The organism is Bacillota bacterium (assembly GCA_040757085.1).
Classification (GTDB): domain Bacteria; phylum Bacillota; class Sulfobacillia; order JACIYH01; family JACIYH01; genus JACIYH01.
The window spans coordinates 29,418-43,950 of record JBFLXJ010000020.1; the positions used below are offsets into that span (position 1 = coordinate 29,418).

11 protein-coding genes are annotated in these 14,533 nt (G+C 64.8%); 3 read left to right on the forward strand and 8 right to left on the reverse strand.

Annotated elements, in window-relative coordinates; genetic code table 11:
* The first annotated feature begins 267 nt into the window (after positions 1–267).
* Positions 268–561: an SdpI family protein gene (locus AB1446_07340; GenBank protein MEW6546713.1), complete on the forward strand. Its 294-nt coding sequence runs from the start codon at positions 268–270 to the stop codon at positions 559–561.
* Here AB1446_07340 and AB1446_07345 read toward each other — a convergent pair.
* Complete coding sequence (locus AB1446_07345) at positions 471–2,879, reverse strand: penicillin acylase family protein (protein ID MEW6546714.1); 2,409 nt, start codon at positions 2,877–2,879, stop codon at positions 471–473. The two genes, AB1446_07340 and AB1446_07345, sit on opposite strands and share 91 nt — an antisense overlap.
* Positions 2,880–3,960: 1,081 nt before the next feature.
* On the opposite strand from AB1446_07345, the gene AB1446_07350 reads away from it, so the two are divergent.
* On the forward strand, positions 3,961–4,362 hold the full coding sequence (locus AB1446_07350) for a thioesterase family protein (protein MEW6546715.1): 402 nt from the start codon (positions 3,961–3,963) through the stop codon (positions 4,360–4,362).
* 353 nt (positions 4,363–4,715) lie between these two features.
* Positions 4,716–5,342 carry a transcriptional repressor LexA gene (lexA, locus tag AB1446_07355; protein ID MEW6546716.1) on the forward strand — a complete coding sequence of 209 codons (627 nt, stop codon included), beginning with the start codon at positions 4,716–4,718 and terminating at the stop codon, positions 5,340–5,342.
* A gap of 104 nt (positions 5,343–5,446) precedes the next feature.
* Here the strand turns inward: lexA and AB1446_07360 are convergent, their stop codons facing one another.
* From AB1446_07360 to AB1446_07390, 7 genes are all read right to left on the reverse strand, one after another.
* Positions 5,447–6,133, reverse strand: coding sequence for a coenzyme F420-0:L-glutamate ligase (locus AB1446_07360; GenBank protein ID MEW6546717.1), 687 nt, complete (start codon positions 6,131–6,133; stop codon positions 5,447–5,449).
* A 192-nt stretch (positions 6,134–6,325) separates the two neighbouring features.
* Positions 6,326–7,912 carry a polysaccharide biosynthesis protein gene (locus AB1446_07365; GenBank protein MEW6546718.1) on the reverse strand — a complete coding sequence of 529 codons (1,587 nt, stop codon included), beginning with the start codon at positions 7,910–7,912 and terminating at the stop codon, positions 6,326–6,328.
* The gene (locus AB1446_07370; GenBank protein ID MEW6546719.1) at positions 7,909–9,198 is read right to left on the reverse strand and encodes a methionine gamma-lyase family protein; all 1,290 of its coding nucleotides are present in this window, start codon (positions 9,196–9,198) and stop codon (positions 7,909–7,911) included. Before AB1446_07370 ends, AB1446_07365 begins: the two co-directional genes overlap by 4 nt.
* 25 nt (positions 9,199–9,223) lie before the next feature.
* A complete protein-coding gene (hflX, locus tag AB1446_07375; GenBank protein ID MEW6546720.1) occupies positions 9,224–10,795 on the reverse strand; it encodes a GTPase HflX in 1,572 nt (523 codons plus the stop codon).
* A gap of 337 nt (positions 10,796–11,132) precedes the next feature.
* Positions 11,133–11,732, reverse strand: a complete 600-nt coding sequence (locus AB1446_07380) for a GTPase (GenBank protein ID MEW6546721.1) — start codon at positions 11,730–11,732, stop codon at positions 11,133–11,135.
* Positions 11,729–12,844, reverse strand: a complete 1,116-nt coding sequence (locus AB1446_07385; GenBank protein MEW6546722.1) for an AAA family ATPase — start codon at positions 12,842–12,844, stop codon at positions 11,729–11,731. The genes AB1446_07380 and AB1446_07385 overlap by 4 nt, the downstream gene beginning before the upstream one ends.
* Positions 12,845–13,526: 682 nt before the next feature.
* Positions 13,527–14,360 carry an MFS transporter gene (locus AB1446_07390; protein ID MEW6546723.1) on the reverse strand — a complete coding sequence of 278 codons (834 nt, stop codon included), beginning with the start codon at positions 14,358–14,360 and terminating at the stop codon, positions 13,527–13,529.
* Between the last annotated feature and the right edge of the window lie 173 nt (positions 14,361–14,533).

Genomic DNA, 14,533 nt, shown 5'->3' on the forward strand with positions numbered 1-14,533 from the left:
TACTGCAGCCCGCGTCCGTGTTTTGCACGATCTCTGTTCTCAGAGTGGACGGCAGCCTGTAGACACCATTGACGGGCGCATCGGGGCCCCAATCTACGAACCTCTCTTAGGCCAGGCGGCACCGGGCCGGGAACCGCTGGCTCGGCAGCGGGCGCGCCCGTGTTCCCTTGTGGTCGCCACCCGGACGGCAGAAACAGGCTACCGGGTGCCTGCAGTCCCTGCGCAGTCTTGCTATTTACATAATGTATATTATCGGACGTCACAATCGTGCAGCACCGAACCAAGCCACCGTGCAGCTGGCCCGGACCGCAGACACCCTACACCGGTATCAGGACTCCGTGGACCCTCACGGACGAGGAAACTTGGCGTATCACCCACCGCGTCAACCGGCATCCCTTCATGGCCGCCGGGGGCGTAACGCGCCGCTGTTCCGGCCCCTGCACCTTATCGTTACCGCACTCGCCCGGGGGTCAGCGCACGCTGCTGGCCGGCCTGAGTATGGTCTTGTTTCGGGCAAAGCGGGCCCGGATTTCCTTCTCGTCGAACCACATCGTCTTGTAGCGTCCGGTGAGCCACAGCTCCATCTGGTCCTGATAGTGGGGACTGGCGGGCTGTCCGGAGACGCCTATGGCCAGCACGTCGCGCCCGTGGTCTAGGTCACCCAGGTCCACGGCGTAGCGCCAGGGAGCAGCTACGTTCACGGCGAAGGGATCGGTCAGGCTGTAGGAGGCGGCCCCAGCCGTGATCTTGCTGCCTCCGTACGGGAAGGGCCCGCGATTGAAGAGCCGGTCAAGCGGTTTGACCTTGCCCAGGGGGTGGGCGAAGGTGATGGCGTGGAGGCGCCCCCACTCCCACTTATCCGGGTCCTTCCCGAGCTTGCCGGCCAGTTCGGTCACCGTATCGCGAAAGGCCAGGCGGATGATCTCGTCCCTGGTCTCCTTCTCGGGGGTGGTCACGTCGTCAAACCAGGGCGAATCCCTCCGCAGCAAGGTATCGAAAACATTCATGGCGGAGCCATGTTGCAGGAAGCGGGGGTAGAGTTCTCCCAGCTCGTCGTGGAAGGTGCGCCAGAGCATTTTCAGATAGAGGGTGTGAAAGATAGCCGGTCCGGCTGCACCGGGTACATCGCGAGGATCAGCGGACCAGCGGGCCAGCACCTGCCGGGCCCGGTTTTCCTCGGGGGACCATTGCCCCCCTTCCAGAGCCCGCCCAATAATTGGATAAAGGATGGCCGCCTGGAGGTTCTTCCAGTCGGTCTGAATCTTTTCCATATCGGCCAGAGTCAGCCCCTTCTTGCCCTCGAGCTCCTGCCGGATGCTCATGGCGCGATAGGGAAGGGCCCACTGATGGCTGAGGAAATACGGGTAGTCGTCGCCAACCACCCTGTTGTTGGCGGTGACGATGAATCCCTCCGGCGGATTCAGCACCTGGGGCACCTCGTCCCACGGTATCCAACCCTTCCATTCATATTCGTCCGTCCATCCGGGCACCGGTAGCAGCCCCTCGCCCTTGTTGCGGACGGGAAAGAGACCGTTGGCCCGGTAGGCGATGGTGCCGTCGATATCGGCAAAGACGAAGTTCTGGGCGGGAGCCATGAAGTGTTCCAGAGCCTTTTTGAAGTCATCCCAGTTCCGGGCACGCATGAAGCCCAGCACGGCTTCGAACTCCCCGGTATGTTCGTAAGCCGTCCAGCGCAGGCTGAGCGGCTGGGTTACACCCGTGACCACGTCCGAGATGACGGGACCGTGCCGGGTGATGACCACCTCTTTGACCACCGGTTCTTTCTGTCCCTTGACACGAATCTCTTCCCTTATGACCCTCGCGTTTTCCCACCGGCCGTTGTATTCGAATTGATAGGGGTTCGCCGGATTGGGCCTTTCCACGTACAGATCCTGAACGTCGGGGCCAACGTTGGTGACCCCCCAGGCGACCCGTTCGTTGTGACCGACGATGACCCCCGGCACTCCGGGAAACATGACGCCCGTGACATTCAGGCGTCCGGGCACTACCAGGTGGTTCTGATACCAGATGGACGGCGCTCCCATTGCCAGGTGCATGTCGTTGGCCAGCATGGGGCGGCCGGAAGCGGTCATCTGCCCCCCAACCACCCAGTTGTTACTGCCGAGGTCTTCCCCCGATATGCCCAGAACGCGGCCCTGGTCCGCCAGTTCCAGGAGCTGCACCAGGGCCCACCACGGGCCTGCAACCGGCGTACCGGCGCTCTGGATGATGGTCAGGTCCTCGGGGGAAGCTGCGGGAAAAAGGGTGCGTGCCCTTTCGGGCCCCACTTTGTCTACCAGGGCCAACAGGAAGAGTTCGGTCTGCATGTTGCCGCCCAGTTCCCAGGCCATGTACTTACCAATGGCCAGGGAGTCGGCCACCGTCCAGGGGTCGGGCCGGTAACCGAGGATGGTGAACTCAATGGGCAAATTGCGCCTGTGCCCGGCGATGTAATCGTTTATCCCGCGCGCAAACGCCTCCAGGGCCTGCCTGGCTTCGGGAGTCAGGAATGCCTCGGACTCTCGGGCCGTCCTCATGAAGCCGATGGTTCGCAGGAACTGGTCGGCGGCCACGAAATCCGGGCCAAAGATCTCGGCCAGCCGGCCGCTCACGGCGCGTCTGGTCAGGTCCATTTGCCAGAGGCGGTCCTGGGCCATGACGTAACCCTGGGCGTAAAAGAGATCTTCCTCGGTTTGGGCGAATATGTGGGGGATGCCGTAGTCGTCACGGTAAATCTCCACCACTGCATGGACACCGGCAGTTCGTTCACTGGCCAGAGCGGGAACACCCCGCCGGTACACCCACCAGGCGCCGGTACCAGCAGCCACCAGGGCCAGGACCAGGAACAGCACCAGGGCCAGCACGATCTTGCGCCGCATCACTACCCCCTCCTAAGTTAGGCTTCAAACGAGGGGATTCAATTTCGGCTCTGGGGTGGTGATCCAGGGAAAAGAAAGCGATGCTGCACTGCAAGTGAAGTTGCAGCACAGTGATGTACCAGAATACAGACTACCGCCCTGACAGGCAGCTCTCCAGCTCTTACCTGGGGAGGCGTAACTACCCTTGTGCGTCGATCACCGAGCGCATCAGGGACGGCAAGTAACCCATGCCGAGTTCGAGATCCCCAACTCTCCCGAGGATTGCGCTAAGTTGCTCAAAAAGCAGCTGAAATGTGGAACCGGACAAAAAGCAGGTCCTCTTCGCGCGAGGCTCACGACGGCCCCTTTCCGGCACGCCGGCTACGCCATCTTCCTTCAAACCCCAGGGCCATCAGACGACAAGAGAGGTTCCGCCTGCCCCCCACCAAGACAGACTCCACCGACGCTCGCATCCGCGCTCACTCCACCGCACCGACCGGCAGGCATTCCTGCCACTGAAACACCACGATGAAGAGACAACCCTCTCGTCACGGATGGTCGCCTGGCCGCGAACGTCAGTTACCGATTGGCATGGCGTGCCTGGGTTCCCGACCCATCGGGTCTGATTCCACCGGCTGGGATTTTAGCACGCCGCCCCGGACTCCGCAAGGCCCTCCCCCACCCGTGTGCTGTTAGAGGAGACACTTTTTTGAACGGGAAGGAATCGAGAAGGCTCTACGTGATGGAACAGGCGCTCCAGGGTAAGCTCACCATCGCTCGCAGCCCAGCTCCTTGGCCTCAGCGAACGCCAGGTTAAGCGCCTCAAGGCGGAGGAATGAAAGTAAACGGCGCAGCAGCCCTGGCCCACAACAACAGGGGGTGCAAGCCCAAGCACGCGCGGTCACCGGACCCCGTATTGCCGTCCGCTGCGGTGGCGTGGTACACTACCTGCGGCTTTTGCGGCTCCTTTCTGGGCCCCCTTCCATCGGAGGCCACTGCTTCTACCTGTACGCCATCGGTGTTTTTCGGCTTCCGATATTGGCTCGTGTAATAAGGCTGTAGTGACTGCCTTAAACGAAGAATACACCGGGGGGTGAAAAACATGTCTGCGGCGTTGAAACTAGGCTTGCGGGGGGAAGCTTCAACCACGGTTGGGGAAGAAAATACTGCCATTGCCTACGGCAGCGGGGGGGCAAGGGTTTTTGCCACTCCAGCTATGATTGGCCTGATGGAAAACGCAGCCCTTTCTTCTGTAGACCCCCTGCTGGAACCCGGCCACATAACTGTCGGGATCCGGGTGGACGTAGAGCACCTGGCGGCCACCCCTGTAGGGATGAAAGTTACCGCCCGCTCGGAGCTATTAGAAATTGACGGCAAGAGGCTGGTCTTCCGGGTAGAGGCGTACGACGACAAAGAGCTGATTGGCCGTGGTACCCACGTACGCTTTATTGTCAATGAACAGCATTTTCTTTCCCGAGCAGCGGCTAAAGCAAAAAATGAATAAGGAAGTCCGCAGGAAGCACACTTCATCGGCCAACTCCTCTACCTCATCCATGGCCTGGGTGGTGAGGAGAACCGTCGACCCCGATCTTTCGCCTCCCTGATCGCCTCCCACACGCGCCGCCCGTTGGACTTGCCGGCAAGGCCACCTCCCTGGGCCCAGGGCAATGTTGCGCCTCACCCGGCACGGAGCTCCAGCAAATCGGCCTGGCCGGGGCTGTAGCAAGATTGTTGGGTCCCCGGACGGATGTAGTTACGTATCAACCGGGTGGAGACTTCGAATGGATGTTTACGCGCGGTAACAGGACATGGTACAATAGGCCAGGCATGAATCCCTGTACGGGGGGAGGAATCGGGATGCCGAGGGACAGGCAGCAACTCAGCGAGCGGCAGCAGCGCATCCTGGAGTTCATCCAGCAATCACTCGAGGAGCGCGGATATCCACCGTCCGTGAGGGAGATCGCACGCGCGGTGGGACTCAAGTCGCCGGCGTCGGTGCACACCCAGCTTGACCGCCTTGAGAAGCAGGGTCTCATCAGGCGCGGCCGCATGACCTCCCGCGCCCTCGAGGTCCTGGGGCCGGGCGGCACTCGCTACCGGGGCAAGGTCGCCATGGTGCCCCTGGTCGGTCGGGTAACGGCTGGTGAGCCCATTCTGGCAGTGGAGAACATAGAGGAATACGTCCCGCTACCCTGGGAGCTAACAGGGGGCGCAGATGGGAACGTGTTTGTACTCACGGTGCGCGGAGACAGCATGACCGGTGCGGGCATCCTGGACGGGGACCGGGTAGTGGTGAGGCAGCAGGAGTCGGCCGACAATGGTGACATCGTGGTGGCGCTCGTGGGCGAAGAAGCAACCGTGAAGCGTTTCTTCAAGGACCAGGACGGCGTGAGGCTGCAACCCGAGAACCCGGCCATGCAACCCATTTACACCAGGGATGTAAAGATACTGGGCAAAGTAATCGGCCTGTACCGTCGTATCTGACGCGTCCGCCCGCCTGGCCGCTCCCTGTACCCGGCCCGAGTAAGCTGTCCGTCCAGGCTGTCCGACCGCCTGCCCTTGGCGGTCCGGTAACGGTTCCACTGCGGTTAGCTGGCTGCTCTGATGATGCCCAGCGGGGTGCGCTGTACACCCTGTCCCATGGGATTGTCTCGCATGACGCTCACCAGCAGAACCCGGTCCAGCCCGGGGGTGGCGCCAAGGACGTTGCACCCGATGTCGTTGGCATCCACCACGGCCGCAGCCACCCGGATGGGGGCAAAGGCAGAGGCAATCTGCCTGGCCAGGCCGTTGGGGTCCCGGGGTGCCAGCACAACGTAACGGTTGTACGGGGGTAACGTGTAAGGCGTGGGGCCGTCTATGGCGGCCACAGACCGGCCCGCCACCCGGTAGAAATCCCCCCGTCGCCCCAGCAAGCGGCCGATGGCCCCCACCACTGCTGCGAGCAGGATACGCCACACTCCTACTTCCCGGATGGCCATCTCCATGGTCTCGGGGATGCCAAGGCCAATCCCATACCCCACTTTGCGCACAAACCGGCAGAGGAAGCGAGCCAGGGGCCGGGGTCGGATCTGGTCCACCGGGTAGGCACGGCCCTGGGCAGCCGCAGCGGCTTTCTGTCCGATAAAGACGATGTCGCCGGGCCGCACGTGCGGCCCCAGGTACCTTTTCATGAGGGCGGGGACGTCTTCCCCCGCGCCGATGACATGGGTACGCACGAGAAGGCGACGGTAGCGCCTCCCCCCTACCTCCACGCATGTATCCGAGACGACCATTCCCGGAGCCTCAGCCCCCTGTACAGTACCCTCGGCCCCAGGGGTAGCTGCCGCGCCGCCTCGTATTGTGGCCGCGGCGCCTCGCGTGGCGGCATTGGCCCCGGTTGCGGGCACTTGGGCCTCTCTCGCCTGCTGCACTTCAACTTCCTCCACCGCTTGCGCACCTCTTCTCAGCCCTGGCCAGGCCCCTACTCAGCGGATGGGCAGTCGGAGCCGGCCGGCCAGGCCGAGTAGCTTTCCCCCACCGGGCAGGGACACGATTTCTTCCTTCTTTACTCCGCCCGCCAGCAGGACCACCACACCGTACACGAGGGCAGCCACAGCGATGGCAACGAGGGTCCCCGGGTGTCGGCCCCACGGCCAATACCTGTGGACGAGCAAGGCCACGGGGACCATGATCAGGGAGGCTCCCGCCGGGATCGCCACCCACCTCCGCCAGTCGGGGGCCAGTTGTGTCCGCACCATCACCGCGCGCAGGTTGAGCAGCGCTGCCACCAGGTACGCCAGCACCGACCCCAGGGCGGCCCCGCGTACATTCCAGGCCGGGATGGCGGTCAGCGTATACGACGTGATGACCTTGGCGAGTCCCCCCGCCGCTATATGGTATATGGGCAGCGCGGGCAATCCCATGCCCTGCAGGATCGAAGTGGTTACCAGGTAAAGGTTGAGGAACACCACGGCCAGCGACACCCAGGCCAGCACCGGCCCCGCCTCCGCATCAGCGTAGAGCAGATCCGTGATGGGTGTAGCCAGGACGAGTAGACCTGCTGCCGCCGGTACAGAAAACAGGCAGCACGCGCGCACCCCCAGCGAAGCACGACGGCCCAGTTCCCGCCGGTTGCCGGTGGCGTGAGCCTGGGAGATCCAGGGCACCATGTTGGCCGCGATGGCGGTCGCCAGCACCGCGGGCAGGTTCACCAGGGTCATGGCCAGTCCGGTGAGGCGCCCGTACATGGTGGTGGCCTCCCGCAGGGAAAACCCCGCCACCCGCAGGCGGTTCTGCACGATGACCGCGTCCAGGAAGCCCATCAGGGGTAGGGCCAGGGATGCCGCGGCCACGGGTATACCAAGGGCCAGCACCCTCCGGGCCAGCAGCGCGTCCTGCCCGCGGGGCGGCGGCTCGGCACGAAGAAGGCGCCTCCCGCCGCGAAGGTAGAGACCCGCCACGTATGCGAGGGAGATGAGGCTCCCGGCTACGGCCCCCCCGGCTGCCCCCGCTGCTGCGACCTCGACCCCGCGGGGAGCCAGCACCCAGGCCAGTACCAGGATTACCACCACCCGGACGAATTGTTCGGCCACATCGGCTATGGCACTGGGAGTCATGAGGCGCAGGCCCTGGAAGTAGCCGCGGAACGCCGACCCGGCGGCCACCAGAAGGATGGCCGGGGCCACGGCGGCCAACGCCAGTGCCGCCCGTGGGTCCCCCAGCCAGCGGGCCACCACTCGCGACCCCAGCCCCAGGCCTAAGGTAAAGAACAGGCCGCTTGCGACCAGCAAGAACAAACTCAGCCAGAACACCCGGCGCGCATGGGAGTCCTTTCCCAGGGCGTGGTACTCTGCCACCAGTTTGGACACCGCCACCGGGATGCCCGCCCGGGCAAGGAAAAGCACCGTGACGTAGACGGGATAGGCGAGCTGGTAAATGCCCACGCCTTCTGCCCCGATGAGTCGGGTGAGCGGGATGCGGTACACCGCCCCCAGGAGCTTGGCCACAAAGCCGGCGACGCCGAGCACCGCGATCCCGTGCACCAGGGACTCGTCACGCCGCTGCGCACTCATACCGCATCCTCCCGGTGGTCTTTACGCAGCCGGGCGGCGGCCAGCATGCATCCCAGCACACCGTGGGCGGTGACGGTGCCACCCTGCAGATAGGCGGCGTAAGGCGGTCGCAAGGGGGCGTCGGCCCCCAGTTCCAGGGACGCACCCGGGACAAACGTGCCTCCCGCCATGATAACCCGGTCCCGGTAACCCGGCATCTCCCCGGGTTCCGGGCGGGCGTGGGCGTCCACCGGACCGGCCTGCTGTAACCCCCGGCAGAAGAAACGCAGGCGAGCTGGAGTCCCCAGCACCACCGACTGTACGATATCCCCCCGCTCCTCCCCTGCCGCCGGCGACACCTCCAGGCCCAGCCTGGCGAAGAAATGAGCCGCGAAAACCGCCGTGCCCAGCGCCTGCCCCACGGCGTGGGGGGCCCAGAAGAACCCCTGGGCAGCCAGGCGCAACCAGCTCCCCGTGGGCCCCACTTCCCCGCCCTGCCCGGGTGCATACAGCCTTGCTGCCACCCGCGCCACCAGATCGACCCTTCCCACTATGTATCCGCCCGTGGGGGCCAGTCCTCCCCCCGGGTTCTTGATGAGAGAACCCGCGCACAGGTCAGCACCCACCGCGCAGGGTTCGGTTTCTTCCACGAACTCGCCGTAGCAGTTATCCACGAGCACCAGGGCACGGCGAGAATGGCTGCGCACCACCTCCACCGCCCGCCCTATTTCCCCCACCGTGAGTGCACGGCGCAGGGAGTATCCCCGCGACCTCTGTATCAGGACCAGGCGGGTGCGCGGCACCACAGCATCCCCCAGTGCGTCCAGCCATCCCCGGATATCGTCATGGGGATCGACCGCGACGGCGCGTGCTCCTACCCCCCACTCGGCCAGATCCCCTAGTACTCCCCACATGGTGTCGTAGGCGTGGCCGGGCCAGGTGAGCACCTCATCACCGGGCCGCAGCAGCGCCTGGAGGCAGAGGGCCAGTGCCTGGGTCCCGGTGGCGATCTGTGGCCGCACCAGCGCGGCCTCCGCCGAAAAGACCTCGCTCCAGGCCCGCTCCAGGCTCTCCCGCCCCCGGTCCCCGTACCCATAGCCCCAGGAGCCAGCCAGGCCCGGCTCGTCCAGCCCCGAACGAGCCAGAGCAAGCGTCACCCGCACCTGGTTGAGGGCAGCCCGTGCCTGGTATTTTTCCCGTTCCTGCCTGCTCCCTTCCCAGGCCTCCCTCGCCAGGGCCACCAGGTCAGGATCCACAGAAAAGGCCGACTCTGCAGCCTGCCAGAAAGACGATGCCAGCACACTCATACTTCGCCTCACCTGCTCCTGGGACTCATGCGTTATGCACTCCCTCCGCGGGGGCGGCAGCCGCTCCTGCGAATGACCTTTCCCTTTCCAGCATCCTCATCAGGCGGGCCGCCCGTACCCTGTCCAGTTCTGCCCGCACGTGTATCTTCTCCGGCGTATATTCCACCCCTGCCACCCGACCGGCCTGATGAATCCACGAAAGGACCCATCCCTCATCGTATCCCAGGGAGAGGTCGAGGACGTTCCGTTCGTGCCGGAAGAAGGTGTCCAGCTTCTCCAGCAGGAGGTGCAACCCTTGCCCGGTGAGGGCCGAAACAGCCGCGCACTCCGAGTTGCCGTTCCACCCCTGCCCTTCCCCCGGGGGGAGGAGGTCCACCTTGTTGAACACCGTCAGCCTTGGCGTGCGGTCGGCACCCAGCTCGCGGAGCACATCCTCCACCGCCCGTACCTGTTCCTCGCGGGCCGGGTGAGCCGCGTCCACGACGTGCAACAGCACGTCTGCTTCGACGACTTCTTCCAGGGTGGCCCGGAACGCTGCTACCAGGTGGTGGGGAAGGTCACGTATGAAACCGACGGTGTCCGAGATCAAGACGCGCTGTCCCGAAGGAAGGACCAGGATGCGGGTGGTAGGGTCCAGGGTGGCAAACAGGCGGTCCTCGGTGAGCACAGAAGCCCCGGTCAGGGCGTTCAGCAGGGTAGATTTGCCCGCATTGGTGTATCCCACCAGGGCCACCAGCGGGTAAGGGACAGACTTTCTTTCGCTCCTCTGCAGCGTGCGGGTGCGGCGCACCTCTGCGATTTCCCGCTCGAGCTGGTGAATGCGCTCCCTCACCCGCCGGCGGTCGACTTCGAGCCGGGTTTCTCCCGGTCCCCGCGTGCCGATGCCGCCCCCCAGACGGTCCAGTTCCGGCCGCGCCCGTACCAGGCGGGGAAGCAGGTAATTGAGCTGGGCCAGTTCCACCTGCAGCTTGCCCTCCCGGGTACGGGCTCGCTGGGCGAAGATGTCCAGGATCAGCTGGGTGCGATCCAGTACTCGCCCGCCTATGATTCCTTCCAGGTTGCGGGCCTGGGCTGGCGCCAGTTCGTGGGAAAAGACCACGAGGTCGGCTCCCGCCTCCCGCCGGGCAGCCTCGATTTCCTGCGCCTTCCCCCTGCCCACCAGGGTTGCCGCGTCTGGTTCTCGGATGCTAACGACCACGGAATGCACGGCTCCGGCTCCGGCGCTCCGCGCGAGCAGCACCATCTCGCCGGCCACGTCCTGCGCCCGCCAGGGCGGCTCGTCGCCCAGGTGCAGGGAGACCACCAGCACCCGGTCCGTACGCCCTCCCGCCCGTGCGTGGTCGAGCATGCGGTGAGCCCGTTCCACCTCGGAAGTAATGTCCAGGAGCGCGGCCTCCTCGACGGAAAGGGGTCCTACTACCTGGTAAACAGGGGATGATGTATCGTCCGCCCGCGGGTATGCCACCACCACCCCGGTCGGACGGCCGTTCTTGACCTGCACCACGGCCAGGGAGTCAAGACGCCAGGCCTGGGCCAGTACCAGTTCCCGGCCCAGAGTACCCCCGGCCTTGGCCCGGATGCAGCGGACTCCGCACAACCCCCTCCGTACGGGTGGTTCCCACTGAGCAAAGGCTGCTCCTCCCCGAACCAGAGCCACCTGATGGCCACGCCGGTCAAAAAAGGCGGCCCAGTCCTGCCTGTCCCGCGCCACCAGGCGCGCCAGGTCCTGGGCCCACTCGTCCTCGACTACCCTGCCCGGCTGCAGGCTCCTCTTGCGGAGCGCCTTGACAAGTTCCAGCGTCCTTTCGGCGCTTCTACCTATGTTCTGGCACCTCCTCTGCTCCCGCCACCATTATACCACGCCCGGGCGAACGCCAGGCTTCTCCTCCAGCACCTGGATATCGTGCATGCAGCGTTGCGGCAGAACGGGTGCCTTAAGCCCGGCCGGCGAGCAGCCTGCGCAACCGGCGGATGCCCTGCCCTGTCCAGGCAGACGATGCCACCAGCGCGATCTCCGGGTACATCTGTCTCACCAGGGCCAGGCCCGCCAGGGAAGAAGCACAATCCATCCTGGACACCACCAGGAGATACCGTGGCCGGAGCCGGGCCAAACGCCACAGAGCGATGTCGGCGGCATACACCCGCCCCCGCTCTCCAGTGGCTGCCCCGTCCACGACATGAACGACCATGTCTGTAGCCAGTATTCTTCCCAGGGCTTCTGCCACCCCCTCGCGCACGGTCTGGTCATCCGGCACCTCTTCATCCATCCCGGGAGTTTCGACAAACGTCCAGCGACGGCCGGGCAAGCCCAGCGTCGCCGCGGCGACCTCTATCGCGAGGAATCCCCCCGCGGGCCGCAGCCTGTGAACCTTCCGTTCCTCTTCGGGGAGGCGCACGCGCCAGCGCGATGGCGACCCGCCGGGAAACCAGGTGGTCACGGGCAGGCTGCGGCACCCCCACGAGCGCAGCAGGGCAGTCAGAAGGGAACTCCTGCCGCTGCCGGGCCTACCCACGAGCATGCATTCCACCGTCATTCATCCCCCAGATCCTGCTCCGTGAGCAGGACGAGGTCGCCACGTGAAAAGCGTCCGGCCGTCACCAGGCGTACTGCCTGTCTGCGGATAGCCTTCTCCACCAGGTTGCGCACCAGCCGGGCGTTACCGGTAGCTCCCTCCCCTCTCTGCAGTCGCCCGGCCAGGATGCGCTCCAGCCGTGCCCGGGCCGCAGGGCTGAAGGTGTACTGGCGCTGCCTCACCATCTGCTCCGCGATGGCCACCAGTTCGTCCAGTGAGTAATCGGGAAAATCCATGTGGATGGGGAACCGCGACCTGAGCCCCGGGTTGGTGCGCAGGAAGTGGTCCATCTCGTGGCGGTAGCCGGCCAGTATGACGATCAGGTTGTCACGATGATCCTCCATCGCCTTTACAAGCACGTCAACGGACTCTTTACCGAAGTCCTTCTCCCCACCCCGGGCCAGGGAGTAGGCCTCGTCCACAAAGAGAACACCTCCCAGGGCACGTTTGATCTGCTCCCGGGTTTTCTGGGCGGTGTGGCCGATGTACTCCCCCACCAGGTCCGCCCGCTCCACCTCCACCAGGTGGCCCTTGCTGAGGATGCCCATCTCTTTGAACATGCGGGCCAGGATGCGGGCCACCGTGGTCTTCCCGGTGCCCGGGTTGCCCCGGAAGATCATATGCAGGACGGGCGGCTCCGCGGCCAGGTGCTCCTGCTGCCGCCGCTTCTGGATCTCGGCGAAGGCGTGAATCTCCCGGATCAGTTCCTTGATGTCTCTGAGCCCCACCAGGGAGTCCAGTTCACGCCAGACAGCCTCGAGGGAGCGGGTATCGCCCGCCGGTTTCTCCGCGCTCCCTCCCGCCGGTCCCGGCCAAGCATCCGGTGCCCCGGGGCGCCCTGCCGGGACCGCCGTCCGCGGACCCGCTCCCCTCCACATGGCAGGCGATCCCGCCCGTGTAGGGAGACCCCCGTATTCCGGCGGGGGCGACACCGCCCGGGGGCCCAGCGACCCCTCACCTCCGCCCCCGTCCCACAGGCGGCTGAGCAAATCCAGGGCCTCCGGCGCCGAGACCACACCCTGCCGAACCCATTCGAGCACTTCGTCGGCATTGCGGGGTACGGGCACCGCCAACTCGGGCACCTCCTGTCGGGCCGCTAACAGTATACGGACCCGGCAGAAAGCAGGTCACCCAAGAGAAAGCCCCCGGAGTGCAGCCCCGCGTCCTGGCGCCGACCGCCATCCGATCGGCCATGACGCCGCACTCGTCGCGGGCCCCGGCAGACCAGTCACGCGCCCCGGGGCACGAACACGACTTGCGGGAGCGCACCACAAACCCACCCGGCCCGCCCCGAGCCGGGCAAGAGCCCATGCCCCAACGTTATGCGACCCGAAGCGGCGGCCTTCAAGCGCGCCGCCACCACTTTGTCCCCCCACCGCAGGGGCCGCGCCGTCGGACAATGAACGCTAACTCGAGTATCCCAGGAATTAGTAGGGCACCGCTCGTACTCCACCTGCATCCTCTGCGCCTCCCAAACCCCGGCGGAGTACCCCCTCTTTCCCGCGGTTCTCCCGCGCGTGCTCACCCTGGAAAGGTGGCAACAGACGGTGCCGCCTCAGGGCATCCAGACCCAACTTGGTGACGGGCTCGTGGCACCAAGACCCCGCGGTCTTCTGCGTCCTGCTGTTTGGCCACCAGCCTACCGCATTCGCACGAGATTTTCATCCCCGCTGGCGGCGTGCAGCGTCATGAACTACTTAGTGGTTATCCGCCACCCTGAGGAGGCACACGGGTAGGCCGGAACCGCGCCGACCATCACGATCGTGCACACTGAGAGCGGTGACGAAGCCAGGCGACGGTGTAACAGGTAATAGCCCAAGCAGATCCGAGCGACGAGATTATGAATGCAGCCACGGGACCCACCTTAGACCAGAGCACCCCGCCAAGCATCATGCCAATTAGGCTTCCGGTCTCCACGGCCGCCGAAAAGTAGCCTGCTGCTACTCCAGACCTGCGTTCACCCAACAGCCGTACTGCGAAAGCGGGCGCGTTTGAACCGAGGCAGTTCCCCGCCGCGCTCACAAAGCCTGCGAGGTAAACGAAAGGGAGACTTGGCGCGAAAGGATAGACCAGCCGGGACAAACCCGTTAACATATAGCCAACCACCGTGACTGAGTAGGCGCCGACTCTGTCTGCCAGAATCCCCCCGGGTAGTGCCCCAACGGCCCACACCAAGTTGTATATGGAATCGAGGATCCCCATCGGCACTGCGCTGGTTGTGAACTTACTGGTGAGCAGGTACGGCAGGAACGCAGGCGCAAAATCTAGGGCGCAAAAGCCTACAGCACCCACTGCGATCAAAGCCACAACAGGGTCCATGCGCCTAGTAGCACCGGCCGTCGGCCCGCTCTGAAGTGTGCCTGTACTTCCACCCATGGGAACTCTGAGCAGCAGCACACTGACCCCTGATAGCAAGCAGGCTTTCAATAGGAACAAAGAGTGCCAACCGAGTGACTCTGCCACCATAGCCGAAGCCAAAGACCCTGCAATGGGAACCAGCGAGCGGACACTACCGAGCAGACCCAAACTCGTTGCGAGTTGGAGAGGGGCAGCACCGGCCACCGCTCTGGTGACCGCGGGACCGAGCATCGCGTCACTTCCATACGTAATGATCAGGCCAACTGCACCAGCCCAAGGTAAGCGTCAAATAGCGCCCACCTCGAGAACGCCCGAGGTGAACATCACCAGAAGCAGGGCAGGCCGCCCTTGACCTGATGGTTGCCGCGCTGGCGCAAGACAGTCAGTTTCGTCTGCCGATCCGG

What these genes read in the sequence shown, in the direction of transcription:
- AB1446_07350 (MEW6546715.1), top strand. Translation starts at nt 3,961, where the DNA reads ATGTCTGCGGCGTTGAAACTAGGCTTGCGGGGGGAAGCTTCAACCACG.
- AB1446_07345 (MEW6546714.1), bottom strand. Translation starts at nt 2,879, where the DNA reads ATGCGGCGCAAGATCGTGCTGGCCCTGGTGCTGTTCCTGGTCCTGGCC.
- AB1446_07365 (MEW6546718.1), bottom strand. Translation starts at nt 7,912, where the DNA reads ATGAGTGCGCAGCGGCGTGACGAGTCCCTGGTGCACGGGATCGCGGTG.
- AB1446_07390 (MEW6546723.1), bottom strand. Translation starts at nt 14,360, where the DNA reads ATGCTCGGTCCCGCGGTCACCAGAGCGGTGGCCGGTGCTGCCCCTCTC.
- AB1446_07380 (MEW6546721.1), bottom strand. Translation starts at nt 11,732, where the DNA reads ATGACGGTGGAATGCATGCTCGTGGGTAGGCCCGGCAGCGGCAGGAGT.
- AB1446_07360 (MEW6546717.1), bottom strand. Translation starts at nt 6,133, where the DNA reads ATGGTCGTCTCGGATACATGCGTGGAGGTAGGGGGGAGGCGCTACCGT.
- lexA (MEW6546716.1), top strand. Translation starts at nt 4,716, where the DNA reads ATGCCGAGGGACAGGCAGCAACTCAGCGAGCGGCAGCAGCGCATCCTG.
- AB1446_07370 (MEW6546719.1), bottom strand. Translation starts at nt 9,198, where the DNA reads ATGAGTGTGCTGGCATCGTCTTTCTGGCAGGCTGCAGAGTCGGCCTTT.